The organism is Verrucomicrobiota bacterium JB022 (assembly GCA_030673845.1).
Taxonomy (GTDB): Bacteria; Verrucomicrobiota; Verrucomicrobiia; order Opitutales; family Oceanipulchritudinaceae; genus WOUP01.
In genome coordinates this window covers 190,576-215,889 of the sequence record JAUTCQ010000013.1, presented here as the reverse complement: position 1 = coordinate 215,889, position 25,314 = coordinate 190,576, and the positions used below count along the sequence as shown (strand labels likewise).

General features: G+C 63.1%; 29 protein-coding genes. 15 read left to right on the top strand and 14 right to left on the bottom strand.

Annotated elements, in window-relative coordinates; genetic code table 11:
* Positions 1–666 (bottom strand): metal-dependent transcriptional regulator, encoded by a 666-nt coding sequence (locus tag Q7P63_09795; GenBank protein MDP0500380.1) that lies wholly within the window; start codon positions 664–666, stop codon positions 1–3.
* 7 nt (positions 667–673) lie between these two features.
* Positions 674–1,129 (bottom strand): hypothetical protein, encoded by a 456-nt coding sequence (locus tag Q7P63_09790; GenBank protein MDP0500379.1) that lies wholly within the window; start codon positions 1,127–1,129, stop codon positions 674–676.
* Between the two features lie 101 nt (positions 1,130–1,230).
* On the opposite strand from Q7P63_09790, the gene Q7P63_09785 reads away from it, so the two are divergent.
* The 6 genes from Q7P63_09785 to Q7P63_09760 all read left to right on the top strand — a co-directional run bounded on the left by Q7P63_09785 (position 1,231) and on the right by Q7P63_09760 (position 6,092).
* On the top strand, positions 1,231–1,494 hold the full coding sequence (locus Q7P63_09785) for a type II toxin-antitoxin system ParD family antitoxin (GenBank protein ID MDP0500378.1): 264 nt from the start codon (positions 1,231–1,233) through the stop codon (positions 1,492–1,494).
* On the top strand, positions 1,481–1,801 hold the full coding sequence (locus Q7P63_09780) for a type II toxin-antitoxin system RelE/ParE family toxin (GenBank protein MDP0500377.1): 321 nt from the start codon (positions 1,481–1,483) through the stop codon (positions 1,799–1,801). Before Q7P63_09785 ends, Q7P63_09780 begins: the two co-directional genes overlap by 14 nt.
* A 102-nt stretch (positions 1,802–1,903) precedes the next feature.
* On the top strand, positions 1,904–2,833 hold the full coding sequence (locus Q7P63_09775; protein MDP0500376.1) for a zinc ABC transporter substrate-binding protein: 930 nt from the start codon (positions 1,904–1,906) through the stop codon (positions 2,831–2,833).
* 29 nt (positions 2,834–2,862) lie between these two features.
* Positions 2,863–3,684, top strand: coding sequence for a metal ABC transporter ATP-binding protein (locus tag Q7P63_09770; GenBank protein MDP0500375.1), 822 nt, complete (start codon positions 2,863–2,865; stop codon positions 3,682–3,684).
* 1 nt (position 3,685) lies between these two features.
* The gene (locus Q7P63_09765) at positions 3,686–5,128 is read left to right on the top strand and encodes a metal ABC transporter permease (GenBank protein MDP0500374.1); all 1,443 of its coding nucleotides are present in this window, start codon (positions 3,686–3,688) and stop codon (positions 5,126–5,128) included.
* 4 nt (positions 5,129–5,132) lie between these two features.
* A complete protein-coding gene (locus Q7P63_09760; GenBank protein MDP0500373.1) occupies positions 5,133–6,092 on the top strand; it encodes a metal ABC transporter permease in 960 nt (319 codons plus the stop codon).
* Between the two features lie 28 nt (positions 6,093–6,120).
* On the opposite strand, the gene Q7P63_09755 is transcribed toward Q7P63_09760, so the two are convergent.
* A complete protein-coding gene (locus tag Q7P63_09755) occupies positions 6,121–6,597 on the bottom strand; it encodes a peroxiredoxin (protein MDP0500372.1) in 477 nt (158 codons plus the stop codon).
* Positions 6,598–6,808: 211 nt separating this feature from the next.
* Here Q7P63_09755 and Q7P63_09750 point away from each other — a divergent pair, with 211 nt between their 5' ends.
* Positions 6,809–7,210, top strand: coding sequence for a DUF2384 domain-containing protein (locus tag Q7P63_09750; GenBank protein MDP0500371.1), 402 nt, complete (start codon positions 6,809–6,811; stop codon positions 7,208–7,210).
* A 5-nt stretch (positions 7,211–7,215) separates the two neighbouring features.
* On the top strand, positions 7,216–7,677 hold the full coding sequence (locus Q7P63_09745; GenBank protein ID MDP0500370.1) for an RES family NAD+ phosphorylase: 462 nt from the start codon (positions 7,216–7,218) through the stop codon (positions 7,675–7,677).
* A 3-nt stretch (positions 7,678–7,680) separates the two neighbouring features.
* Here the strand turns inward: Q7P63_09745 and Q7P63_09740 are convergent, their stop codons facing one another.
* The 3 genes from Q7P63_09740 to Q7P63_09730 all read right to left on the bottom strand — a co-directional run bounded on the left by Q7P63_09740 (position 7,681) and on the right by Q7P63_09730 (position 9,970).
* Complete coding sequence (locus tag Q7P63_09740) at positions 7,681–8,052, bottom strand: cyclic nucleotide-binding domain-containing protein (protein MDP0500369.1); 372 nt, start codon at positions 8,050–8,052, stop codon at positions 7,681–7,683.
* 130 nt (positions 8,053–8,182) lie between these two features.
* Positions 8,183–8,383 (bottom strand): hypothetical protein, encoded by a 201-nt coding sequence (locus Q7P63_09735; GenBank protein MDP0500368.1) that lies wholly within the window; start codon positions 8,381–8,383, stop codon positions 8,183–8,185.
* A gap of 105 nt (positions 8,384–8,488) precedes the next feature.
* A complete protein-coding gene (locus tag Q7P63_09730) occupies positions 8,489–9,970 on the bottom strand; it encodes an excinuclease ABC subunit UvrC (GenBank protein MDP0500367.1) in 1,482 nt (493 codons plus the stop codon).
* Positions 9,971–10,050: 80 nt separating this feature from the next.
* Here Q7P63_09730 and Q7P63_09725 point away from each other — a divergent pair, with 80 nt between their 5' ends.
* The gene (locus tag Q7P63_09725; protein MDP0500366.1) at positions 10,051–11,331 is read left to right on the top strand and encodes a CinA family nicotinamide mononucleotide deamidase-related protein; all 1,281 of its coding nucleotides are present in this window, start codon (positions 10,051–10,053) and stop codon (positions 11,329–11,331) included.
* A 473-nt stretch (positions 11,332–11,804) separates the two neighbouring features.
* Here the strand turns inward: Q7P63_09725 and Q7P63_09720 are convergent, their stop codons facing one another.
* The 4 genes from Q7P63_09720 to queG all read right to left on the bottom strand — a co-directional run bounded on the left by Q7P63_09720 (position 11,805) and on the right by queG (position 14,293).
* Complete coding sequence (locus Q7P63_09720; GenBank protein MDP0500365.1) at positions 11,805–12,179, bottom strand: Hsp20/alpha crystallin family protein; 375 nt, start codon at positions 12,177–12,179, stop codon at positions 11,805–11,807.
* 34 nt (positions 12,180–12,213) lie between these two features.
* On the bottom strand, positions 12,214–12,624 hold the full coding sequence (locus Q7P63_09715; GenBank protein MDP0500364.1) for an Hsp20/alpha crystallin family protein: 411 nt from the start codon (positions 12,622–12,624) through the stop codon (positions 12,214–12,216).
* Positions 12,625–12,805: 181 nt separating this feature from the next.
* Positions 12,806–13,072 (bottom strand): Smr/MutS family protein, encoded by a 267-nt coding sequence (locus Q7P63_09710; protein ID MDP0500363.1) that lies wholly within the window; start codon positions 13,070–13,072, stop codon positions 12,806–12,808.
* Positions 13,073–13,240: 168 nt separating this feature from the next.
* Positions 13,241–14,293 carry a tRNA epoxyqueuosine(34) reductase QueG gene (queG, locus tag Q7P63_09705; protein ID MDP0500362.1) on the bottom strand — a complete coding sequence of 351 codons (1,053 nt, stop codon included), beginning with the start codon at positions 14,291–14,293 and terminating at the stop codon, positions 13,241–13,243.
* Positions 14,294–14,426: 133 nt separating this feature from the next.
* Here queG and Q7P63_09700 point away from each other — a divergent pair, with 133 nt between their 5' ends.
* From Q7P63_09700 to Q7P63_09680, 5 genes are read left to right on the top strand one after another with little or no spacing between them, the layout of a single operon-like run.
* Positions 14,427–16,022 carry a hypothetical protein gene (locus Q7P63_09700; GenBank protein ID MDP0500361.1) on the top strand — a complete coding sequence of 532 codons (1,596 nt, stop codon included), beginning with the start codon at positions 14,427–14,429 and terminating at the stop codon, positions 16,020–16,022.
* A complete protein-coding gene (locus Q7P63_09695) occupies positions 16,019–16,492 on the top strand; it encodes an NfeD family protein (protein ID MDP0500360.1) in 474 nt (157 codons plus the stop codon). Before Q7P63_09700 ends, Q7P63_09695 begins: the two co-directional genes overlap by 4 nt.
* Positions 16,493–16,541: 49 nt before the next feature.
* Positions 16,542–17,564 carry a flotillin-like protein FloA gene (gene floA, locus Q7P63_09690; GenBank protein ID MDP0500359.1) on the top strand — a complete coding sequence of 341 codons (1,023 nt, stop codon included), beginning with the start codon at positions 16,542–16,544 and terminating at the stop codon, positions 17,562–17,564.
* Positions 17,565–17,610: 46 nt separating this feature from the next.
* Positions 17,611–18,378, top strand: coding sequence for a hypothetical protein (locus tag Q7P63_09685; GenBank protein MDP0500358.1), 768 nt, complete (start codon positions 17,611–17,613; stop codon positions 18,376–18,378).
* Positions 18,379–18,424: 46 nt separating this feature from the next.
* Positions 18,425–19,471 carry a potassium channel family protein gene (locus Q7P63_09680; protein MDP0500357.1) on the top strand — a complete coding sequence of 349 codons (1,047 nt, stop codon included), beginning with the start codon at positions 18,425–18,427 and terminating at the stop codon, positions 19,469–19,471.
* Here Q7P63_09680 and Q7P63_09675 read toward each other — a convergent pair.
* The 4 genes from Q7P63_09675 to hrpB all read right to left on the bottom strand — a co-directional run bounded on the left by Q7P63_09675 (position 19,416) and on the right by hrpB (position 24,685).
* On the bottom strand, positions 19,416–20,351 hold the full coding sequence (locus Q7P63_09675; protein MDP0500356.1) for a serine hydrolase domain-containing protein: 936 nt from the start codon (positions 20,349–20,351) through the stop codon (positions 19,416–19,418). The genes Q7P63_09680 and Q7P63_09675 overlap by 56 nt on opposite strands.
* A gap of 49 nt (positions 20,352–20,400) precedes the next feature.
* Positions 20,401–21,294, bottom strand: coding sequence for a hypothetical protein (locus tag Q7P63_09670; GenBank protein MDP0500355.1), 894 nt, complete (start codon positions 21,292–21,294; stop codon positions 20,401–20,403).
* A 131-nt stretch (positions 21,295–21,425) separates the two neighbouring features.
* A complete protein-coding gene (locus Q7P63_09665; protein ID MDP0500354.1) occupies positions 21,426–22,040 on the bottom strand; it encodes a CHRD domain-containing protein in 615 nt (204 codons plus the stop codon).
* A gap of 101 nt (positions 22,041–22,141) precedes the next feature.
* On the bottom strand, positions 22,142–24,685 hold the full coding sequence (hrpB, locus tag Q7P63_09660) for an ATP-dependent helicase HrpB (protein MDP0500353.1): 2,544 nt from the start codon (positions 24,683–24,685) through the stop codon (positions 22,142–22,144).
* A gap of 484 nt (positions 24,686–25,169) precedes the next feature.
* Between hrpB and rpmH the strand changes: the two genes are divergently transcribed.
* The gene (rpmH, locus tag Q7P63_09655; GenBank protein MDP0500352.1) at positions 25,170–25,304 is read left to right on the top strand and encodes a 50S ribosomal protein L34; all 135 of its coding nucleotides are present in this window, start codon (positions 25,170–25,172) and stop codon (positions 25,302–25,304) included.
* Positions 25,305–25,314: the final 10 nt, after the last annotated feature.

Below are 25,314 nucleotides of genomic sequence, written 5' to 3'. Positions count from 1 at the left end.
CTACTGTACTTCCACGAGGATCTTCTCGGCCGCGCGGGTGCCGAGGGTGACGGTGGTCGTGCCGAGTTCGATCGTGGTAGCGTCGGCACCGGGCAGGCGACCCTTGACCGTCAGCTCGGTGCCGGGTTTGAGCCCCTGGACTTCAACGAATTGCAGGAAATCACTGTCCTGATCGGTGATGCGGGCCACTTTGGCGCTTTCACCCACCGGGCACTCGTGCAGCGCCACCAGCTTGCGCTTGCGCATCTTGCCGTTGGCGCTCGGGATCGGGTCGCCATGCGGGTCGGTGGTCGGGCGGCCAAGGAAATTGTCCATCGCATCCAGCACCCGCTCGGAGATGGCGTGCTCGAGCTGCTCCGCCTCTTCGTGGATCTCCGACCAGTCGAGCCCGAGCGTTTTCACGAGGAAGAGTTCCAGCAGGCGGTGGCGGCGGATCATGTTGAGTGCCATCGCCTCGCCGTCGTCCGTCAGCCGCACCCCCACGCGGGGGGAATACTCGGCCCAGCCGCGGCGTGCGAGGTTCTTGATCATGGCGGTGGCGGTACCGGGCACGACGCCCAGGCTGCGCGCCACTTCGCCCATTGCGACGGGTCGGTCGCCCTGCCGCTCCTGCGCGAGGTAGATCTCCTTCAGGTAATCTTCGACGGTGGAAGTGGGAGTCGCCATGCGGTGCCTACTGGGGCGAAAGGGGAACGAGCAGGGTGTCGAGCGCCTGGAGGTATTGGGCGGGGCTGGCCGGGGTGGTGCCGTGTTGCAACAGCACCGAGCCATCGGGCGCGAGGATGTAAAACGCGGGGTAGGCCTGCACGTCGTAATGCTGCACGAGGGCCTGGTAGGCGGCTTCCTCCTCCTTGGGCAGCTTGCGCGCGGTGCCGTTGGCCAGCACGAGAATCATGCGTTCGTCGGCAAACTTCAGAAACTCCGGCTGCTGACCGACTTCCTGCCACCATTTGCGACTCGCGACCGACCACTCCAGCCCGAGAAAGGCAAGGTAGACGTAGCGGCCCTTGGCTTGGGCCTCCTGCAGCACGGTTGGCAGGTCCTGGGTCTCCCGCCACTCCGCCGCCCGCAAGGGCAGGGCGAGGCAGAGCCCGGCCAGGATCATCAGGTAGCGAACGCAACGCGGCATCATCCTCCGTATTTTGGTGGCCCAAAGCCGATTGGCAAGATTCGGTTCCGGAGCTTCCTCACCGCATTGACGACGCCCCCCACTTTCGCTAGGTTTCGGGCATGCAGGTCGATTTGCCGCCGCAGTTGGAGGAACAGATCCGCCGCCGGATCGCGGCCGGGCGCTACCGCTCGGCCAGCGAAGTGGTGGAAGCGGCCCTGCATCAGTATTTCGCCCGCCCCACCGAGGAAGAGGTGATGGATCGTGCTTTTGAACTGATCGAAGAAGAGCGCCAAAAAGGGCGTTACCGCAATTTCCACGACTTCAGTGCCTTCGCGGCGACAGTCAACGAAGCCTTGGAGAGTGCGGACGATGAGCACATATAGGGTCTCGCTTTCCGACGAATTCATCGCTGAGTTGCGGAAAGAAGTGCTCTATTCCCGCAAACAGTGGGGCGATGCGCACTCAAAGCAGTATTTTGCCGAACTGGAGCTACACTGCCGTTCCGTTTTGGGCAGTGCACCCTCCGCTTTTAGTCGGCCACGTGTACCCGGCACCGGCTACCTGAAATGGAAAGGGCATCTGATCCTTTTTGAAATCGATGAGCGGCAGAAGGAGGTTCGTCTGCTCGACCTATATGGGCGACATCGGTACTTTGAGCTGTATCGGCGTATGGAAGGGGGAAGTCTCTAGTTTCAGTCAGCGGGCGTTTGCTCGATTCGCTATTTTGATTCATCAAAATACTTTCCGCTACCGCTTGCAAAAGGGCTTTCGTTGCTGCTTGATTAGGGCTTGATGCGAGCAAGCGTATTTTGGATTGGAAGGCTGTTGGGTCTGGCGGCCCTGCTGGGTGTGCTGGCTCCGGGCCTGGCGGCCAAGCTGCAAGTGGTCGCCACGACGACGATGGTGGCCGATCTCGCCCGTCAGGTGGGGGAAGATGCCGTAGAAGTCGAAGCGTTGATGGGCGCGGGCGTCGACCCGCACCTTTACAAGCCGACCCGTCGCGACATCGTGGCGCTGCGCCGGGCCGATGTGGTGCTCTTCAACGGGCTGCACCTCGAAGGGCGCATGACTGATGTGCTGCGGGTGATGGAGGGCTCCGGGCGGCCGGTGGCTGCGATTGGCGAAGCGGTCCCGGAGGATCTGCGGCTGCATCCAGAGGCTTTTGAAGGCCATCCCGACCCGCATATCTGGGGCGATCCGCTGCTGTGGAAGCGCACGGTGCCCGCCGTCGTGGAGGCCTTTGCCAAGGCCGACCCCGCCAATGCTGCCGCCTACCGCGAGCGCGGCCAGCGGGCCGAGGCCGAGCTGGACGCGCTGCACGCCTGGGCGCAGGGCCGCGTAGACGAGCTGCCGCCCGAGCGCCGCGTCCTCATCACGAGCCACGACGCCTACAACTATTTTGGCCGCTCCTTCGGCTTTGAAGTGATCGGGGTGCAGGGCATCTCGACCGTGACCGAGGCCGGGCTGGCCGACGTGGCGCGGTTGATCGACTACATCCGCGACAAGAAGATCCCCGCCATCTTTGTCGAAAGCTCGGTCTCGCCCCGCACGATCCGCCGCGTCAGCGAAGACTCGGGGGCGAAGGTCGGCGGCGAACTCTTTTCCGATGCCTTGGGCACCCTTGGCGACATGGCCGAGGCCCACGGCGAGACATATGACCTCGGAACCTACCGGGGCATGATCAAACACAACGTCAACACCATCGTGGACGCGCTCAAATAGCCGCCGCGCTGCCGTTTCCGTTACCGCCTATGCTCTTTTCGCGCGCTGATACCGCCAACCCCGCCGCCTCTGCCCCGCAAAGCGGAGCGCCGCCGCTCGAAATCCACGACCTCACGGTCGCCTACCGCAAGAAACCCGTGCTCTACGGGATCGACTTGCAGGTGCCGGCCGGGCAACTCGTGGGCATCGTAGGCCCCAACGGCGCGGGCAAATCGACACTGATCAAGGCCTGCATGGGCATCGTGCCGGCCAGTAGCGGTTGGGTGAAGTTTTTCGGCCTGCCCTTCAAGAAGGCCGTGACGCGCATCGGCTACGTGCCGCAGCGGGAGAGCGTCGACTGGGACTTCCCGGTCAACGCGCTCGATGTGGTGTTGATGGGTCGCTTTGGGCGGCTCGGCCTGTTCCGCCGCCCGGGCAAGGACGATATCGAGATCGCCCGCGCCTGTCTCGATCGCGTCAAGATGCTGCCTTACGCCGACCGCCAGATCGCGAACCTTTCCGGCGGCCAGCAGCAACGGGTCTTCCTCGCGCGCGCCCTCGCCCAGGAGAGCGACCTCTACTTCATGGACGAGCCGTTTGTTGGGGTGGATGCGGCGACGGAATCGGCCATCATCGAAATCCTGCGCGAGCTGCGCGACCGCGGGAAGACGATCCTCGTGGTGCACCACGACTTGCCGACTGCCCAGACTTATTTCGACCGGCTGGTGCTGATCAACATGCGCCTCGTCACCTATGGGAAGACGGAAGACGTCTTTACGGAGGAAAATCTGCAGCGGGCCTACGGCGGGCGGCTCACGATCCTCAGTTCCGTGGCTGATACGCGCTCCCGCGAAACCAACCTGCGCGGTTAGTATGTCCCGGCGACGCATTTTCCTTCTCGGCTTATGGCTGCTGCTGCCCGCGCTGCTCTGGGGCGCGAAGATCGGCGACCTGACCGACGTGAACTGGCAAGACCAGGCGCTGCGTTTCCTGAGTTTTCAGGACGCGAGCGTGCGCTACGTCGTGGTCGGCTGTGGTCTGCTCGGGCTCTCCTGCGGGCTCATGGGCAGCTTCATCCTCGTGCGCAAGCTCTCGCTGATGGGCGACACGCTCTCGCACGCTGTGTTGCCGGGGGTCGCGCTCGGCTTCATGTGGAACATGACCAAAGACCCGCTGGCGATCTTCGTCGGCGCGGTGGTGGTGGGCTTGATTGGCACGCTGCTGACTAACCTCGTGCGGCGGACCACGCTGCTCAAGGAAGATGCCGCGCTCGGGCTGGTGCTGGGCGGGTTTTACGGCGCGGGTATCATGCTCGTTCGCATGGTCCAGAACCTGCCGGAGGGCAACAAGGCGGGCCTCGACAAGTTTTTCTTCGGTCAGGCGGCTGCACTGGGGCAGGGCGACGTGGTGCTGATCGCCACCGTCACCGGCCTCGCGGTGCTGCTCGTGCTGCTCTGCTACAAGGAGCTGCTGGCAACGAGCTTCGACATGGACTTTGCGCGCGCACTGGGCCTGCCCGCGGGCGTGTTCCACTACCTCGTGATGCTGCTGCTCACGTTTGCGGTGGTCGTGTCGCTGCAGGCGGTGGGCATCGTGCTCGTTTCGGCACTCCTGATCACTCCGGCGGCGACGGCCTACCTTTTGACCGATCGCATGCACCGGATGCTGTGGCTGGCGGCGGCTTTCGGGCTCGTTTCGGGTATCTTGGGCGCCTTCCTGTCATTCCTCGAAAACAGCCTGCCGACGGGGCCGCTGATCGTGCTCTCCGCCACGCTGGTCTTTATCGTGGCGTTCCTCTTCGGCCCGCACCACGGGGTGGTTCCGCGACTGGTTCGCCGTTTCCACCGCGACCGCAAGATCCAGCGCGAGAACACGCTCAAGGCGATCTTCCAGGTGCGCGAGAACGCCGACTTTGCTCATGCTGCCGTCACGCTGGGGGAGCTGGCGCAGCGCCGCAACCAGTCGCTCAACGATGCTGAGCACGACGTGCGGCAGCTCTTGCAGGCGGGATTGGCTACGTTCGACGCTTCGCAAGCGGGCGGCATGGTCGACCAGCGCCGTTTGATGCTGACCCCAAAGGGTTGGGAGGAGGCTTGCCGCATCGTGCGCAACCACCGCCTCTGGGAGCTCTACCTGACGCACGCGGCCTCCATCCAGTCCGACCACGTGCACGACGATGCCGACATTATCGAGCACATCCTGGGCGACGACGTGGTGCGGCAGCTCGAACGTCGACTCGACTACCCTTCGCGCGACCCCCACGGCAAGCTGATCCCGGGGCGTCAAGACCTCGATCCGCACCCGCATACCCATTGATGCCATGGACTTGATTCCCGCCTTCGATTTTCAACGTGTATTCGTGGAGCCTTGGCAGATCGACTTTGCCGGCAGTCTGCAGATGGTGCTGATGGCGTTCTTCGTCTCGGCCGCCAGCGGGCTCATCGGCACCTTTCTGCTCCTGCGTCGCATGGCGCTGATGGGCGATACGATCAGCCACAGCCTGTTGCCGGGCATCGTGGCGGCGTTCTTCATTTCGGGCTCCCGGGCGACACTGCCGATGTTCATCGGGGCGGCGGTGGCGGGCATCCTCACGGTGCTGCTGGTCGAATACATCCACAAGAGCAGTCGCGTGAAGGCCGACGCCGCCATGGGCATCACCTTTTCCAGCTTCTTTGCGCTGGGGGTGCTGGCGATTGCCGTCTTTGCCGACCAGATCGACTTGGATGCGGACTGCGTGCTGTATGGCGAGCTGGAGTTTATCCCGCTCTTCTACCCGGTAGAGTTCCTGGGGCTGCCCTTGGGGACTGTGCCGTTGGTACGGATGGGGCTGGTGCTGCTCGGGCTGGTGGCGCTGATCGTGGCGTTTTATCGTCCGCTGGTGGTCAATACCTTCGACCCTGGGCTGGGGCGTTCGCTGGGCCTCAAGCCCAAGACCTTCCACTACGGCATGATGTTCGTGCTCTCGCTCGTCATCGTCAGCGCCTTCGAGGCAGTCGGGCCGATCGTGGTCATCGCCATGCTGATCATCCCGGGCGCGAGCGCGTTGCTGGTGGCGAGTCGCCTGCCGCACGTGCTGCTGGTCAGCGTTCTACTGTCGGCGCTATATGCGATCAGCGGCTTCCACCTCGCCGTATGGCTCGATACGACCACTTCGGGGGCGGTGGCGACTGTTGCCCTCGGCTACTTCCTGCTGATCTGGGCCGGTCGACTGCTTTGGCAACGTGGCCAGCAGCGGGCCGCTGCGCACGAAAAAACCGCCCCGGCAATCGAGGCGGCTTAGAGAAAGATCACGCTGCAAGGGGGGAGCCTCAGCTGTGGTGCTCTTTGCGGTAGCTTTCGAGGGCGGCGACGGCGTCCTGGGCCTGGGAATCGGGCGTGGCCTTGAGGTCGCTCCACACGACCTTGCCGTCGACGACGAGGAATGACTGGCGCGAGAAGACGCGGCCCATAATCGAGTCGACACCGAAGGCCTTGCCAAGCTTCTTGTCGTGGTCGGCCACGAGGGTAAAGGGCAGGTGGTATTTCTCGGCGAAGGCCTTTTGGGCGTCCACGCCGTCGGCACTGACGCCGATCACGGTGATGCCGGCGTCTTTCACGGCTTCGAAGTGGTCGCGCAGGTTGCAGGCCTGGGCCGTGCAGCCGGGCGTATCGGCCTTCGGGTAGAAATAGACGAGCACGGGGCCTTCGGCATAGGCCTCGGCAAGGTCGAGCGTCTTGCCCTCGTGCGTGGTCACTTGCAGCGCCGGAGCTTCGGCACCCTTGGAAAGTGGCTCGGCTTTAAGCATGAAAGGTAGGCTAAACAATCCCATCAACAACCAGAAGATCTTTTTCATCCTCCGATTATCACGCCGAATAGAGGGAGCGGCAAGCTACGTTCTCCAAATGGACAAAACCGCCCGCCAGAGGTGGCTCCACGGGCGGCGAGTGGTGATCTACAATCAGCAGGAATTGGGCGATTTGACTTGAAAAATAAGACATCTGTCTTAGGTTGACCTCATGAGCGCGATTCAAGAACTGGTGGAACTGTCGCCCAAGGAGCAGATCAATCTAATCCGCGCGGGGATTTCGACTGCTGTGTTTGACGCGGTGGCGGAGACTTATGGCCTCTCGCGCGAGGCTTTTGCCGACAAGCTTGGGCTCTCGATCCGTACGGTCAACCGTAAGAAGAAAGACGGTGCGCACCTCGGCCACGTTGAGTCGGAGCGGGTGTTGCGAGCTGCCCGTCTGCACCACCTCGCGCGTATCCTGTATGCGACGGACGAGGCTGCAGGCGCCTGGTTGAGCGAACCCACGCCGGCTTTCGGCGGGGCTGCCATGCTGGAGCTCGTCGATACCGACATCGGCTACGATCAAGTCCACGGCTACGTGCTCGGCCTCGCCCATGGCGTCTTCCAGTAAACGACATGCGTGGCTTTAGACTTGGGACGAAACCCTTCGCCTCGGCGGTGAAGGATGCATTTGGCGGAATGGGTGCGTTTTATGCGGGAGGCCGTTGGAATCCTCCCGGCTGCCGCATGGTTTATCTGGCGGAGGTGCTGTCGCTCAGCGCCCTGGAGGTGCTGGTCCACCTGCGTCAGGGAAAGGTATCGCGCGAGTTCGTCTTTTGGGAAGCGAAGCTGCCGGACAACGCGGTGACTGCGGCAACCAACCTTCCGGAAGACTGGGCGACCAATCTGGAAGCGACCCGGGCCTGGGGTGAGGCATGGGCAGCAAGCAAGGATGCTCCGGCTGTGCTGGTGCCTAGCGTCATCGTGCCGACCGAGCAGAATATGCTCGTGAATCCAGAGCATCCCGATTTCGACCTGAAATGGGTGGTACGCGGGCCAGAACCCTTTAATTTTGATCCGCGCCTGGTGATGCCCTAAGGGCTACCGCGCCGCCCACACCGGGTTTTCGAGCGCGGTGTCGATCAGCTTTTGCGTCGTGCGGTCGAGGCGGTTGGCGAGGGTCTTGATGATCTTGATCGCGATCTCGGGCTGCTCGTGCACCAGCTCTTCCACCGTCTCCATCTGCACGTGGATGATGGAGACCTGCGTCTTGGCGCGGATGGTACAGGTGCGGGGGCGGCCGAGGATGCCGCCCATTTCGCCGAAGACGGTGCCGGGATACATCAGCATCGCGAGCAGCACGTCGTCCTTGTAGACTTCGAGGGTGCCGCTTTTGAGGATGAAAAAGCCAATACCCTCTTCGCCTTGCTGAATGATCGTTTGGCCGGGCGAGACTTCGATCTCTTGCTGCATGGTCCGAGCGGGAGGTGAGAAGTGGAGACACGTGCAGGCATCTGCGCCTGCAACGCCGGGATTCTTGCCAGACCGGCCCGGGTGGCAAGCGCTTAGGCATGGCCTGAGGATTCAGGCCCAGATATGCCGCTTACAGGTAACGCAGAAGGCTGCGCATCTGCTGGACGGAGCGGCGGATTTCCAGAGCCGTTTCATGGGCCAGGTCGACCGTTAGATGGTCGTCCTGCAGGAGGTCCGTCTGCAGAAGGATGACCGAAAGCGCGTCGCTCAACTGATTTCTCAGCTCCGCGCGGCGTGCCTGCGGCAAATGGGTGCCGGGATAACTGATCATAGTTGGCGACTCTCGTTCCACAGTATGGCTAATCGGCCTTTGCTCGTGCATTTTAACAAGAGCATCCCTCATAATAGGAGGAATTCCTAGCATTAGGTATATTTCTCAAGCCTTCTGCAGAAATTCATGGAGGCGTTGCGCAAGCTTTGGGCCTATGCCTTCGACCAGTTGCAACTCATCCACGGTCGCCTGCTTGAGGCGGGGGAGATTTTTGAAGCGCTCCCATAACGCTTCCCGGCGGACGGGGCCGAGTCCATCAAACTCGTGCAGCACCGTCTCTTTCATGCGTTTGCGGCGCAGCTCGGCATTAAAGGTGTTGGCAAAACGGTGAGCCTCGTCGCGGATGCGCTGCAGCAAGAGGCGGGGCGCGCTGTGGTTGGGGAGCTGCAAGGGCTCTCGTGCGTCGCTGAAGTGGATGGTTTCCTCCTTTTTGGCGAGGCCGATCAAGGGGGGAGGCTCCAGCTCGTGCATCAGGAAGGCCTTCAGGGCCGCGCCGACTTGCCCACGCCCGCCGTCGATCACCACCAGGTCGGGGAAGGGCTTGCCTTCCTCGTGCAGGCGGCGGTAGCGGCGGCCCACCACTTCTTCCATCGAGCGAAAGTCGTCGTTGCCGATGAAGGTCTTGATCTTGAAGCGGCGGTAATTGGCCTTGTCGGGCAGGCCGTCGGTAAAGTGGACCATCGAGGCGACGCAGAAGGTGCCGCTGACGTGCGAGATGTCGAAGCACTCGATGTGCTTGGGCGGGTGGGGCAGCTTGAGGGCTTCCGCGAGTGCGTCCAGCACCGGCTCGGTATTGGTATTGGTCGGCTTGAGCACGTCGCGTCGGGTAAATTTGCGGGTGCGTTCGATCGTGCCCTTGAGGGCAAAGAGCACGTCGCGCAGCTCCGCCGCCCGCTCGAACTCGCGATTTTCGGCCGCCTTGCGCATCTCGTCTTCCAGATCGGCCAGCCATTCGCGGCTCTTGCCTTCGAGGAAGACGCAGGCTGCGCGCACCCGCTCCTGGTAATCCTCTTCGGTCAGCACGTTTTCGTGACCGTAGATCTCCGCGCGCACGTCGTCGTAGAGCCGCCAGGTGCCGTCTTCCTGACGGGTGGGGGAGGCGTCACTGAGGAGGATGCCGTATTTCAGGCGCAGCTCGCCCAGCGTCTTGCGCAGGCGCCCGGCGTGGGCAAAGGGCCCGAAGTAGAGGCTCTGCTCGCTTTGCCGAAAGCGCACGAGGCGGAAGCGGGGCAGCGGGTTTTCCACGTCGACGCGTACGAGCAGGAAGCGCTTGTCGTCGGTAAAGTCGGTATTGTACTTCGGCTTCCACTCCTTGATCAGCCGACCTTCGAGCAACAGGGCTTCGCTCTCGCTGTTTACCTCGATGTAGTCGAAGTCGTAGATCAGGTCGAGCATGGCCACGACCTTGGGTTGTTGCAGCTGGTGGCGGCGCGAACGCTGGAAATAGCTGCTCACGCGGTGCTTCAGCCGCTTCGCCTTGCCGACGTACAAGACGGAGCCAAAGCGGTCCTTCATCAGGTATACGCCCGGGCTCTCCGGCAGGCGGCGAACTTTTTCCTTGAGTTTACTCTGGTCAGGGGGTGGCATCCCGCACTTTTCGTAATATAGTAGTCACAGAGGGCGGCACAACGCAAACGCCCGCGTTTCCATCACGCAAGCTCGCTGGTATGGACTCTCCCAAGCACCTCGAAATCATTTTTTTAGGCGACGAGCTTTTGCTCGGCATCCGCAGCAACGGCCATCTGGTCTACCTGGGCGACAGGTTGACGCGTCATGGCCTGCCCATCCAGCGCACGCAGGAAATCCGCGATGAGGAGGACGATATCCGCACCGCCTTCCTCTCCGCCTGGGAGCGCTCGGACATCGTGATCACCACCGGTGGCCTGGGCCCCACGACGGATGACCTGACGCGCGAGACGATCGCCGCCTCGTTGGGCCGCGACCTGGTATTCAACGAAGCCCAAGGCAAAGAGTTGCACGAATTTTTCGCCCTGCGCGGTCGAGAAGTGACGCCCAACAATCTGCGGCAGTGCTACGTGGTCGACGGCGCCGAGCGCTTGAAAAACAGCAACGGGACGGCGCCCGGCCAGTGGCTGGAGATCGACGGCAAGCTGCTGATCATGCTGCCCGGCCCCGCCCACGAGCTGAAGCCGATGTTCGAAGAGCAGGTGTTGCCGCGCCTGATCAACCGAGGCCTCGCGCTCGAGCGGCCTGCCTACCTGCAACTGCGCACCATCGGGGTGGGCGAGAGCTACTTGCAGACGCGCCTGGAGCCTATTTTCAACCGCCACGCCGGGCAGATCAGTACGGCCTACTGCGCCCACAACGGCTTGGTCGACCTGCGGTTGCGCCCCATCGGCGGTCGCGTGGAGTGGAGCCAGCTTCAAGACATCGGCGAAGAATGTGCGGAGCTGCTTGGCGACGGTTTCCTCGGCTATGGTACGCCCGAAGTTGAAGACTGGATCTTGCGCAAGCTGCGCAGTCTCAACAGCCGCCTCGCGGTGGCCGAATCGTGCACCGGAGGCCTGCTGGCCAGCCGCTTTACCGATGTGCCCGGGGCTTCGCAGGTCTTTGCCGGCGGCATCGTGTGCTACCAGAACGAGGTAAAGGAAGCCCTGTTGGGCGTGCCTGGTTGCCTGCTGGAGCAGCACGGAGCGGTCAGTGCGGAGTGCGCGGTCGCCATGGCGACGGGCGTCGCCGAACGGCTGGAGGCAGACTACGCGGTGGCAATCACCGGTTTTGCCGGCCCGGAAGGCGGCAATGGCGAACCGCCCGGCACGATTTACATCGGCTACCACAGCCCCGTCGGCGTGTGGTCGTGCAAGCTGATCCACCCTGGCCAGCGCCAGGCGGTGAAGCAGCGCGCCGTGAACAGCTCCCTCGACTTCATCTACCGCAAGCTGAAGAAATACGCCGCCTACGATCTGCTCGAGTGCCTGCGGTGCTAGGTAAGAGCGGGCGTTGAGAAACCACCCGTGGCCTCACCCCGCGCCAAAGGTCTGGCCAACTTCCGCTTGCTGCGTGATCCAGGTATCCCGTGAGGGACGCCATCGCTTAGCCGGGGCGTCGAGCGAAGCGAAGACCCCCGGGCCGTTTCCTCTCCAAAATGCACCTCGGAGGGTGTGCCACGCCACCGGATGGTCTCGGAGCAATCGTAAGCCCACTGCCACTACATTCTAGCTGCATCCCCAAACGGTGATGCATTTTTTTTTGCGCGCGTGGACTTTTGCGGGGGGCGGCTAAACCGGTACATAAGAAGGCCGGTCCGCTGCTTTCGGACCGGCCCTTGGTTTCCAGGTAAAATTACCCGGTTACCCTGTCTCGCTTACTCTCTGCTTTCTCTCTGTCCTGTCGCTGTCTGTCTGTTGGTCGCTGGCAGTCTTGCGGTGTCTCACGCCGCAGCTGCATAAAATTCTCTTTTTTACTGGATGGCGATTTGGCGGGGCTGGACCTCCGGAGCGAAGGGCAGCTCGACGCTTAACACGCCATTTTCGTAAGTTGCTTTAATACCTTCGACGTCGATCTTTGCGTCAACGTTCAAATCGAGGCGATATTCTCCGAGAAAAGTTTCCCGGTGCAGCACTTTCTGCTGTTCGCCGACCGTCGCAAGGCGGCGTCCACGGACGCTGAGCACTTCGTTTTCGAAGGTGAGCTGGATCGCATCGCGGGCTACCCCAGGGAGGTAAACCTGCACTTGGTAACCGGAATCCCGGCGCTCAGCTTCATATTGAGGGCGGCGCAGGGCGGTAGCGGAGTCAGCGATACGATTCGACTGGGAAGGAACTAAGTTATTCATCGTCGAATAAAGGTAAGAGTTGCAAAACATTTGTTTATTCCACGGCAATTTGTCGCGGTTGCGCTTTTTCTGCTTTGGGCAAAGTCAGCTGCAAGACGCCGTGTTCCAGCTTGGCGGTTACGGCCTCGGCATCCACCGTGTCGGGCAGGTGGAAGCTGCGGCGGTAGTGGAAGCGGCGCTGGCGATTTTCTTCCTTCGCCTCCTGCTTGGCTTCGACCGTCAGCACGCCGTCCTGGACGGAGATGTTGACGGCTTCCTTGGGCACGCCGGGCAGTTCGAGGTGGACGAGGTAATTCTTGTCTTCCTCGAGCCAGTCGGCCGCCGGGCGCTGGACGCCGGCTGCGGTGCCGTTGCCGCGAGAGAAGGCAGTGAACGCTTCGTCAAAGAAGCGGTCGAGTTCCTGGATGCTGTTGAAGACGTTTTGCGGGTAGCGGATCAAGGTCATGGTAGTTCAGGTGTTAAAGGTTCGGTTTCAGTTGATGCCGACCTATAATGCAGGCGCGATGCCAGACGAAATGGCATGCTTAAGTCGTTGATTTACAACAAAAGCTGCCGCTGCCTTTAAAACCCATGTGAGACATTTTGGCACGCTCGTATGTCAGCTCGTCCGCTGTGTCACAATGACGCTACCGTAGGCGGGCGACCGTGGCCCCCCAGCCGCCGATCTCGCCGCCCAGCTTGTAACCGATCACTTCGGGGTGGCGCTTGAGGTAGGCGTGCACCTGGTCGCGCATCACGCCCTTGCCCTTGCCGTGGATGATCCGCACCACCTTGATCCCGGCCTTCTGGCACTCTTCCAGATACGCCTCCACCACCGCAATGGCCTCCTTCGGCATGAACTGGTGCAAATCCAGCACGCCATCAATCGGGAGGTGGATCGGTTCGTCGGACATAGGAAGGGAGGATTGAACAGGAGTTTAGGAAGTTGAGGGAGTTGAATTTCAACAGAAGAACACGAAGAGCGCAAAGCCCGGATTCAATGCTCAGTCTTCGCGTCCTTTGAGTTCTTCTGTTCCACCTCTTTCATTGCTGGGAACTTCTTTTACTCCTCAAACTCCTGTTCAAACAACCTCGTTTCTCAGCCTGATTTCTTCGATGGCCCATTGCGCGTGTTCGGCGATCATGGGGTCGGGGTCGGTTGCCGTGCGCTGGAGGGCGGGGAGGTCGGCGGGGGTGCCGGTGTTGCCGAGGACGATGCAGATGTTGCGCTTCCAGCGGGGCAGCTTCAGGCGCCGGATGGGAGTGCCGGAGGTGGCGGAGTTGAAATCCTCGTCCTGCCAAGCGAGCATTTCGCGCAAGTCCGGGTAGGTGCGCGCCTCGAATTTTTCTTCGCGGGTGGCTTGCGCCCAGCGGTTCCACGGGCAGACGTCGAGGCACTCGTCGCAGCCGAAAAGGTGGTCGCCCATCGCGCGGCGGAACTCCAGCGGGATGCTGCCCTGGTGCTCGATCGTGAGGTACGCGATGCAGCGGCGCGCATCCAGTTGGAAGGGTGCGGTGATGGCGCGGGTGGGGCAGACGTCGATGCAGCGCGTGCAGGAGCCGCAACGTTCGCGCGGCGCCACGTCTTCCGGTAGCTCGATACTGGTCAGGATCAGCGCGAGGAAGAGGTACTGGCCGTTGTCGGGGTTGATCACCAGGGTATTCTTGGCCTGCCAGCCCAGCCCGGCGGCTTCGGCGATGGGTTTTTCGAGCACGGGCCCGGTGTCGACGTAGGGCTTGTTGATACCGCCCCACTCGCGCAGCGTCTGGCAGAGCCGCTTCAGCTTCTTGAGCAATACGTTGTGGTAGTCTTTGCCCAGGGCGTACTTGGCGATGCGGCCCCGGCGCTCGGGCTCAGGCTGCAGGTAATTGAAGCCGCAGACGATGATCGAGCGCGCCTCGGGCAAGACGAGTTGCGGGTCGAGGCGGCGCTCCGGATCGCGCGCCATCCAGGCCATTTCGGCATGCTGGCCCTCCGCGAGCCACTGCAGGAAATACTCGCGGCGCAGCTCGGGGCGGATGGGGGCCACGCCAAAGGCATCGACCCCCAATTCGAGGGCTTGGGCGCGCAGGGCGTCCTTGCGGGCGGCGGCAACTGTGGCGTCGGTTTCCAAGGGGAAGACACGCTGGGGCAAAAGCGGCGGCGGATCAAATCGGATTGCGTCAGCGCGGCCGATTCCAGAAACGGCGCAAAGTTGTAATGCCATTCGCGTCGGAACTCGCACGGGTTGACTTGCTTCCACGCTTTTTCTTTTGCAGGATAGAGTTATGCACCTGAGGAGCTGGACGGCGTTTTTGGGATTGGTGGTCGGTTGCTGGCTCGGTTTGAGCCCGGCCCTGACCGCCCAATCGTTGCTCGACCGTCTCAAGGGCGAGGACGAAATCACCGAGCAGCCATCTGACCCGGAGCCCGCTGCCGATCCTGCCAACACTCCCGCTGCCGAGCCTTTGCGCCGCGTTTCGAGTGCAGACGACCTGTCCCCAGCCTTTGAGGCCCACGACGGCTCGCCTCTTACGGTCTACGTCGTGCCTATTACGGACGTCATCTCCAAGCCCAACGAGTTTATCCTGCGCCGGGCGAGCAAGGAAGCCATCGCACACAATGTCGATGTGCTGGTGCTCGACATGAACACCCCGGGTGGTCGGCTCGATGTGATGCTGGAGATCATGGAAGGACTGCAGAGCTTCGACGGGCTGACCATCGCTTACGTCAACAAGGAGGCGGTGTCGGCAGGGGCGTTTATTGCCTTTGCGGCCGACGAAATCTGGTATGCCCCCGGCGCGGTGATCGGGGCGGCCGAAGCCATTACCTCTACCGGCGAATCCATCGAGGGCGGCATGAAGCGCAAGCTCGACAGTTACATGCAGGCCAAGATGCGCGCCATGCAGGCCGAGCACCCGCACAAGGCCGACGTGATGCGAGCGATGAGCGACCCCGATTTTGTGCTGGAGCGCGACGGCCAGGTGCTCAAGACCTCCGGCAGCCTGCTTTCGCTGACGGCAGAGGAGGCGATGGCCCGCTACGGCGAGCCGCCCGTGCCGCTCTTTGGCGTCGGCATCGCCCCGGGCGTCGAGGCCCTGCTCGATCAGCGTTTCGGCGAGGGCATCTGGACGCTCGAACGCTACGAGGTGAGCGCGGCGGAGCATTTTGCCAAGTACCTCGACATGGTGTCGCCGCTGCTCCTGACGATCGGCATCATGTTGCTCTTCATCGAGTTCAAGACGCCCGGCTTCGGCGTCTTTGGTGCGACGGGGCTGACGCTGATCGGCGTCTTTTTCGCCAGTCAGTTTGTGGCGGGCCTCGCGGGCTACGAGGTATTCGTGATTTTCGCGGTCGGCTGTATCCTCCTCTTTGTCGAGATTTTCATCACGCCCGGCGGCTTCGTACTGGGGCTGATCGGTGCGTGTATGCTGCTGGGCAGCCTCGTTTGGGGCCTGGCCGACGTCTGGCCGAGCGACACCAGCCCGGTGGGCGTCACCGTATCGCTCGGCAGCGTGCTGGCGGCAGCGTGGGAGCTGGTGGCCATCGTCATCGCGGCGATCATACTTTTCGCCTTGGCGGTCAAAAACATGCACCGACTGCCCTTCCACCGCGATCTGGTGCTGACGAGCGCGCCTACCCCCGCCGGGGCCGCGCAAGACATCCCCGCCGTGCAGTTGGGCAGCCAGCGCAAACGGCCCGACTGGCCCGACCTCGGCACCTGCGGCGTCGTCACGCGCGACTTGCACCCGCTGGGCGAGGTGGAGGTCGACGGCCAGCGCTTTGCCGCCAGCGTGCCGGTAGGCCTGCTCAAGCGCGGCGAACGCATCAAGGTGACCGCCTACGGCACCTTCAACCTTATCGTGGAGCGCGAGGACGCATGAGTTGGCTTGTCATCCTGGGTATCGCCGGCGTCCTTTTCGCCATGGAGTTCCTGCTGCCGGGCGGGATCCTTGGGCTCATCGCCGTCTTCCTGATTTTTATCGCCGCCGCCACCGCCACTTTTACGGACGGCCTGGCCACGGGCTTCTGGGTACTCTTCGCCGGGCTGGTGGTCACGATCGGCATGTTCGTGGCGGAGCTGAAGTTCCTCTCCAGCTCGCGCGTGGCCAAGTGGTTCCGCCACTCCAGCCAGTCGACCGGCACCGGCCGCGAAGCCACCACGGCCCCGGCCGAGCTGATCGGCCAGCGTGGCCACGTGATCAGCGATCTTTCGCCCACCGGCACGGTGCGCGTAGGCGAGGGCTCCTACACCGCCCGCTCCGAGGGCGACTATCTGACGCGCGGCACCGAAGTGGAAGTCATTGGCCAGACCGTCTTTCACATCGTGGTGCGTCCGCTCCGTTCATCCTGAATTTATTGCGCGTTAATCTATCAACTTCCTGATTCCCGACCCTATGGACATGACGTTTCTCTCTCTGATCGGCCTCGGTTTGCTCGGTCTTTTCCTCTTGGTATTTATTTTCCTCGCCCTGTCGTTTGGCAGCGCGTGGATCAAGGCCAAGTCTTCCGGTGCGGAGGTCCCGTTCTTCCGCATCGTGGTGATGGCGCTGTTTCGTAAGCTGCCGTATTCCGCCATCGTCGATGCGCGCATCATGGCGGTCAAGGCCGGCCTCAACATCAGCACCGACGAGATCGAGACCCACTACATGGCGGGTGGCGATATCATCCGCACCACTGCCGCGCTGATCAACGCCCAGAAGGCCAACATCCCCCTCGATTGGGACACCGCCTGCGGCATCGACCTCGCGACCAAGGGCACCGAAAAGAGCGTGATGGAGGCGGTGCGCACCTCCATCAATCCCAAGGTGATCGACTGCCCGGCAGCAAGCTCCGGGCGCGTCACAATCGACGGTGTGGCCAAGGACGGCATTCAAGTGAAGGCGCGGGCCCGTGTGACCGTGCGCACCAACCTGAAGGATTACGTGGGTAGCGCGCAGGAAGAGACCATTATCGCACGGGTGGGCGAAGGCATCGTCACCACTATCGGCTCGGCCGATTCCTACAAGTGGGTGCTCGAAAACCCGGACTCGATTTCCCGCAACGTGCTGGGCCGCGGCCTCGACAAGGGTACGGCCTTCGAAATCCTTTCCATCGACATCGCCGACGTGGACGTGGGCGAAAACATCGGCGCCCAGCTGCAGGAAGCCCAGGCTGTGGCCAACAAGAACATGGCGCAGGCCCAGGCCGAAATCCGCCGTGCCGCCGCCGTGGCGCTCGAGCAGGAAATGCGCGCCAAGGTGCAGGAGATGCAGGCCAAGGTGGTCGAAGCTCAGGCCGAAGTGCCGCTGGCCATCGCCGAAGCCTTCCGCAGCGGCAACCTCGGCGTGATGGACTACATGCGCATCAAGAACATCGAGTCCGACACCGACATGCGCGGCTCTATCGCCAAGCCGGGCAAGGGCAGCGAGCAAGGCAAACTGTAAGCCCCTCTGCCGGGCGTGCCCATCGCGCCCGGCTCTTTGACGCATGATGCCTTATCTCGCATTCAACTTCGAGGAGCTGCTCCCGGTGATCTTCGTGATCCTCTGGGTGCTGTTCCAGATGTTCGCGTCGTCGCAAAAGAAGAAAAACGACGGCGAAGAGGAACCCTCCGAGCAAAGCACGGGCGGCGAATGGGCCGAGGTGAAGCGGCGCATGGAGGAGAGGCGGGAGACTTCCGAAGACGAAGCCCGCCGCTTGCAGGAAGAGCTGCGTCGCCGCTACGCCGAGCAGCGCCAGGAGCGTACGGGCGAGATCCGTCCGGTGCATGCTCCCGAGCCTGTCGAAGGCTCGCAGCGCCGCTACGATCCCTTCAAGTCCGACGCCGAGCAGTCTCGCCCCGCAGAAGTGGATGCGCCCCCGCCGCTGCCACGCCCGGTGCGCGACATTGCCCGCGAGCGGCCGGTGCCAGCGCCGCGCAGTATGCCGGCCGAGCCTCGCCCGCAGGAAGATGTGATGCAGCGCCTGCGCGAGCAGCAGCAACGCATTCGTGAGGCCGAACGCGAACATCAAATCGCGCGTGCAAAGGCGGAGGAAATCTCTCGACGCTCGCGCGCCAAATCCGACTCATGGGGGCACGGCCAGAGTGCGGCTGCGTCTCCGGGGCTGGAAGGCTGGGGCGGTAGCGACGTGCCGATCCAGGAGGCGATGCACCAGATCCTGCACGATCCGGAAGCCGCCCGCAAAGGCATCGTGCTGGCCGAGATCTTCGGCAGGCCGGTGGCGCTGCGCGGCGACACTACCGATGTGACGCGCTAACGGCCCATTTGGCCAAACTGGCACGAAACCAGCCTCATGGAACGGTATGAATTGGCTGTTCCTGGGGCTGGGGGTCCTGATTTTCGTGCTCATCGCCTACGATTTTGCGCTCACTGCCATCTCGTCGACCGGAGCGGGCCCGATCACGGCACGCCTGGGGCACGCCTTGTGGCGCCTGTTGCTCAAGCTCAGCGGCCACCGCAGCGACAGCGGCCTGCTCAGCCAGGGCGGCATGATCATCCTCGTGCTGCTCTTTGCGCACTGGACGTTCTGGATTTGGGCGGGTAACAGCCTGATCTTTCTGGCCCAGCCGGGCGCGGTGACGCACTCCAGCACCGGCGAGGTGGCCGGCGTGGACGAGACGATCTACTTCGTCGGCTATACGATTTCCACCCTCGGGCTGGGCGGCTACACGCCTGCCGGGGGCGCCTGGCAGCTCTACGCCGCCTTTCTCTCGTTCTGCGGCATTACCTACCTCACGGTGGCCATCACCTACTTTGTGCCGGTGGTGTCCAACGTGCTCAGTGGCAAGTGCCTTGCGATCCAGCTCGCCTGCTTTGGGCGCAGCCCGCAAGACATGATCACGCGTGAGTGGAGCGGTAGCGACTTCGGCGACCCGCCTTTCCTCGGCCCCTCGCTCAGCCAGCAAGTGATCCTGCAGGGCCAGTCGCACCTCGTTTACCCGATCCTCAACTACTTCCACCAGCGCGAGCCGCGCAAGTCGATCTACCTCGCCATTGCCAAGCTCGATGAGGTCGTGACGCTGCTCGAAGTGGCAGTGCACCGCGACGTGCGGCCCAACGACCGGGTGTTGCAAAACATGCGGGGCGCTCTCGATGCCTACCTGGAAACGCTCGAACACGGCGTTACCCGGCGCAGCGATGCGGCGCTGCCACTACCGGAGCTCGATTCGCTGCGCCATGCGGGCATCCCCTTGGAAGACGAAGCGACGATCCGGGAAGGCTACCGCCGCCTCGATGAACGCCGCCGCACCTTGGCCAGCATGCTCCACCACGACGGCTGGGACGTGGGCGACCTCAATCTTGAAGCCGACTTGGGGCAAAAGCGTGATTCGCTGCCTCTGAACGCCTAGCGGCTACCCGCACCAGCTCGAACTCCATTACGCCCATCGGCTCCGATGCGCAGGCAACCGCCGCCGTCACCGGAGGGTGAGCCTCTGGGAAGTGGCAGACGCCGATGACCGAGCCGGGGCCTTGGCCCGTATGCCCGAAGGTCGGCCCCAGGTCGTCGATCGCGCCGGCCATGAGACCCAGCCCGTAACCACAGGCGCTCCATGGGCGGTCGGGCATCATGAAGTCGAGCGGGTGGCGCGCGGTAAACTGGGCCCGCGTCTCCGGACGGAGAAAATCGGTCGTGAGGAGGGCCTGCAGGAGGCCCGCCGCATCCGGTAGCGTGCCGATGAGCGAGCCATGGTAGACCCAGCCCGGCGCGTAACCTGCCGGGGGAGGCGTGGCGGTTTGCTGTAAATCTGCGACTGTCTCCGCCAAATAGGGGCGGGTGAAGCCCAGCGGCTCCAGCACCAGCGTCCGCAGCGCCGCGCCAAGGTGCTGCCCCGTCGCTTCTTCGACCGCCTCCCGTACGTAGAGGTAGCCTACGTTGCTGTAAGCCCAGCCGGTGTCGGGCTCGTAGCGCAGGCGGTCGGCCTCGGCTTCCGCCAGCAGGCGCTTACGCGGCCAGGGCTCTTCCCCGGCGGCTACGGCGTGTTTGTAAGCCTCCAGATGACCGTAATCGGGCAGCCCTGCCCGGTGTTGCAATAGCTGGCGCAGCGTAAACGGCTTGCCCCGCCACGGCGTATCCAGCTGCAGGCGACCGGCTTCGACCAGCCGCAGGACGGCGGCGGCGAGCACCGTCTTGGTAAAGCTCCACCACGGGAAGGTCGCTTCCGGCTGACCGGAGTGGCCGTTGTCGCCTTCCGCCGTTAGCCAGGCATGGTGAAATTCAGACGTGTGCATCGCGCTCGAGGATGGGCAGTGCCGGGTGTGCCGTCAAACCCGGCTCTCGCTAGATCTTGATCGGTACGAGCACGCTGTATCCGGTCGGCTGGCCATCTTCCCGCGGCGGTAGACAGCGCCAGCCAAACAGGGCTTGGATGGCGGCAGAGGTCTGGGCGTGGGGTACACCCGTTTGGTCCTGCGGCTCGACTTGCGTCACCTCACCTTTGTCATCGAAGGTGACTTTGAATACCAGCCGGCGGGGTTCCAGCTCGTCCCGTACTTCGGGCGGCAGGCCGGGTAAAGGCGCGTGGACCAGCTTCATCGGGCGTGTTTGGCCCTGCTGAGTCTCCAGATATTCGGCGAGCAGAGCGCGGAAGAAGGCATCGGAGCTTTGCTTGAACAGGTGGAGGGCCTGCGTGCTGTACTGTTGGTAGAGGGGAAGCCCATCCTTGAAGTAGGTGACGCAGGTGTAGATACGGTTGCCGCTAAAATCATCACCCATCCGCCCTGCTTTCGCCCGGAAGGCCAGCATCTTGTCCGGCTGTGCATCGCCCAGATCGTAGCCGTTGATCCAGAACTCGTCCCCGCTCTGGTTGTCGGTGGTGATTACGAAATAGAAGAGGTCTTCCACCTCACGATCGACTTCGATCTCGAACTCAAGCGAGTTCGTATTTGCGGACAAGTGAACCGATCTTTCACGTTTGATTCCTGCCGGGTAAGCGCTGCCGGAGGGAAGAAACAGGTATTTCGGTTTGCCGCGCACCCGTTGGGTCTCCCCTTCGCGGACGAGAGCGATGGGAATATCACGGTCGAAGTGGACGATGCGGCAGGCCTGCCCCTCGATTAGCACGTAGGGGGCATAGAACAGGAAGCCGAGCGGTGGCTCTCGATAGACGTCTTGGGCGCGGGCAGCGTTGAGCCACAGGGTCAGTAGCGTGAACAGGATCAAACAGCGGTGCATGCAGGAGTAGCTGCAGCAGGAGACGTGCAGGATTCTATGTATGGCGGCGTTTTGCCGTACTCTGTCCAAAAAAAAAGCCGCCGACGGGTCTCCGTTGGCGGCGAAAGTGATGGATGCTGCGTAGAAATGCCCTAGCTCTGGCGCTGGCGACGGCGGGCGTAAGCCACTGCACCGAGGGTCAGCAGGCCGGCGATGGCGGCGTAGGTGCTGGGCTCGGGCACGTTCGGGCCCCACACGATGTTGCCACGGATTTCGCCGCTCGGGTTGTTCAGCGTGTGCAGGTTGATGTAGTAGAGGCCGTTCAGCAGGTTGGCTTCCTTTTTGTCGTCCAGCACGATGCTGCCGCTAAAGGAGCCGGAGAGGCCGTTGTCGACGCGGACAAAGCTGCCGTTGTCGCTCGGGCCGTCTTCGAACAGCTGGTAGGCCACGTTGGCGGTTTCGTCGAAGCCGGCCAAGGCGTGGATGTGCAGGCCGCCTGCAATGCTGGTGTCGATCTCAGAGCTGAGGTCGTTGAAGCCGAAAGCGCTGCCCCAGGCAAAGTTGATATAGAGGATATTGGTTTCGGTATTGTAATAGATACCGTCCCCAATTTCACCGCCGGAAGCACTGCCGGAGACGGCCGGGACCTGATTGGAGGTCTTCAGCCCGTAGCCGCCAAGCCCTTGCAGGTCGAGGCCGAGGATCGCAGCTTGGCTGGAAGCCGCCAACAGCGTGAGGGAAGCGAGAGTCGAGAGAGTTTTCATCATTGCTCAGTTCAAGTGGTTCAAAGACTGAATCGCCGTACCATCCATCCAAACGGCCATAATGCAACCGATTTTTGAAATTTTTTGGGTAGATGCCCCGTATGCTAACGCCACTCATGTTTCGGGTAGCGGCCCCGCAGGTCTTTCTTGATCTGCAAGTAGCTACTGCCCCAGAAGGCGTCGAGATCGGCCGTCTTTTGCACGGGCCGCATGTTGGGGGCAAGCAGCTCGAGTACGAGCGAGATGCGGCCGTCAGCGATCTTGAGCTTGGCTTGCGGGCAGTCGTAGAGCTGCTGGATCTTGGCCGAGAGCACGACGGTGCCGTCGGCTTCGTAGCGCAGGCGGGCGTTGAAGCCGTTGGGCAGGGTAAAGCGTTCGGGCGCGAGGGGGTCGACTTCCCAGCGCACCGCAACGGGCAGCCACTCCTGCACCGCCGGCATTACCTGCACGTCGGCCAGGTCGCGCACGCTCTTCAGGCCGAGGCAGAGTTGCTCCAGGATCAGCTGGCGCGCTTCGTCGTCGATGGGGGTGAAGCCGTAGTCGGGCATCGCCTTGGCGAGGACGTTGACGCGGGCGATGTAGTTTTCGACCTTCTCGTTCCAGTGCTTCAGCTGCAGGTTGCCCGCCTGCACCTCGCGGGCGATGATCGCCGCAGCCTCCTCCGGGTCGGGCTCGTTCAGCTCCTTGGACTCCAGCACGAGGTCGCGGAACATGCGCTGCCGCACGGTCACGACCCGTTTGCTGCCCGGGCGGAACGCCGTCTGCGTCTGCTCGGTAAAGTCGTCGGGGAAGAACTCCTGCAGCCACGCCTCTTCCACCGGCGAGTTGAGCTGCAGCAGTGTGGTGACCTCCCCCTTGGCTTCGCGCTCTTCGATTTCGGTCGAGACGAGCAGGGGGGCGTCCTTGACGAGGCTGTGGCGGCCCACTTCGCCGCGTCGCCCGTGGGGCAAGGCGCAGCGCAGGTTGGTTTCGTTGAGCCGCTTGCCCACTTGGTCGGAGAAGCCGGCGAGGATGGCGGGGATGATGGCGTCGGCCGTCGCACAGTCTTCCTCGGTGTTCAGGCTCTGGCTGTGGGCGAGCCGGAGGTACTGACCCGCCATACGCCCGGCTTCGCGCGCCGCCCCGGCATGGATGCCCAGCCGTTGGCAGTAGCCGAGGTCGAAGCGCTGCTGGTAAGCGGCCTGCCACGCGCGCAGGGCCATGATGTGGTCCGAGGGCGGGTCGTCGGGCAGCAGCAGTTCACGCTCGCGGGCGTCTTCGTCGCGGCGCTGACCGAGTGGCATCACGATGCGGCGGCCTTCGCTCAAGGCGGCGAGCAGGGCAATGGAGGGCAGGCAACGGTGTTCGCTGGCGGCAATCAGCATCCGGGCGAGCCGTGGGGCGGCGGGGAAGGCGGCCATCTGCTGGCCTACGCGCGTCAGGCGCTCGTCGTGGTCGAGCGCGCCCAGGTCGTGCAGCAGGGCCACCGCGCGTTCCAGCCGCAGCGCTTCGGGCTTCTCGAACCACGGGAAGGCCTGCAGATCGCTGATGCCCGCTCTTTTTAAAGAGAGCACGGCACCGGCGAGGTCGAGGCGCTGGATCTCGGGGGCCGTCTGCAACGGGCGGCTCGCATGCTCCGCCTCCGTCCACAGGCGAATCGCCAGGCCTGCGGCCACGCGGCCCGCGCGACCGGTGCGCTGCTCGGCCGAGGCGATGGAAATCTTCTCCGTCAGCAGCGTGTCGAGGCCGCGACGCGGGTCGTGGGCAGCCTGGCGGGCGTAACCGGCGTCGATCACCACCCGTACGCCCTCGATCGTGAGCGACGTTTCCGCCACATTGGTCGAGACAATGATCTTGGGCTGCGGGCCGGGCGTGACGGCGGCGTCCTGCTGCTCGGGGGGCAATTCGCCGTGCAGGGGCAAAATCTCGTAGCCGCGCGTCTGGCTGAGCTGGCCCAGCACCTCGATCGTGCGGCGGATCTCGTAGCTGCCGGGCATGAAGACCAGCACGTCGCCCGCAGGCAGACTGGGGCCGGAGCGCTTGAAAGCCTTCGCCACGGCCTCCCACATCGGCACGGCTTCGGCGGTGTCGCCCGGCTTCACGTATTGCACATCCACTGGGTAGGCCCGGCCCATCGCCTCGACCTTCGCGCAGGGGCCGAGGTAGGAGACCACGCGGTCGATGTCGAGCGTGGCCGACATCACGCCGAGGATCAGCTCCGGGCGACGCTCCTGCACCTGCCGGGCCAGCGCGAGGGAGAGGTCGCCATCGAGGTGGCGCTCGTGGAATTCGTCGAACAGGATCACGCTCACGCCGCGCAGCAGGGGATCGCTCTGCAGGCGGCGCAGCAAGAGGCCCTCCGTCAGGTAAACGATCCGGGTGTCGGCGCTGGTACGGTTTTCGAGGCGGACGGAGTAGCCCACCTCGCCGCCGACTTGCCCGCCGCGCTCGTAGGCCACGCGCTTGGCCAGCAGGCGGGCGGCCATGCGCCGAGGCTGGAGGATTACGATCTGGCCGTCGCCCGCCACACCGCCATCGAGCAGGATGGAGGGCACTTGGGTGGACTTGCCGGAGCCCGTGGGCGCGGCGAGGGCAAAACGGCGGGAGTCGCGACAGGCGGCCAGCAGGGCCTCGCGCACTTGCCAGACGGGCAGATCGGTAGACGGCATCGCCCCCATCTCAAGCCAAGCCGCGCCGTTCGGCCAAGGAGAAATTTCGCGAGCCACAGATAGAGCACGGATTTTCACGGACCAGAATCTTCACATTGTAGTGGCTCATCGTGTGGACCTTCACCGTGGCACCCCTTCCAGGGTGCTATGAGGCGAGGGCAAAATACCCGGGGTGTCGGTCCGCTGATGCGGACCTCAACCCCGCGCTAAGATCTGGCAAGCCTCTGGCTTGCTGGATGATCCAGCATCCTGGAAGGATGCCATCCCTTTGCCTGCAGTTGAGGTTCCCGAAAGGAACCGATACTGCAGGTAATGGGTTGAAGAAAAGATGCACCCTGGATGGGTGCTACTGCGGAAACGTCCACTCTACGCGGCACTAGATGGATATGGCCCGTCGACTGTGAACAACTGTACCTTTTCCCCTTGACGTACTAACTGGGCTGCGCTGTTCTACCCGTTTTTATCTTTCAGCCCAAGGATCGCCATGATGCCGACTTATCGCCCCCACCGTCTCAAGCGCCAACGCAAGTTTGGCTTCCGTGCCCGTATGGCCACCCGTGGCGGCCGCAAGGTGCTGAACGCCCGTCGCGCCCGTGGTCGCAAGCGCCTGAGCGCCTAATTTTTCCCGG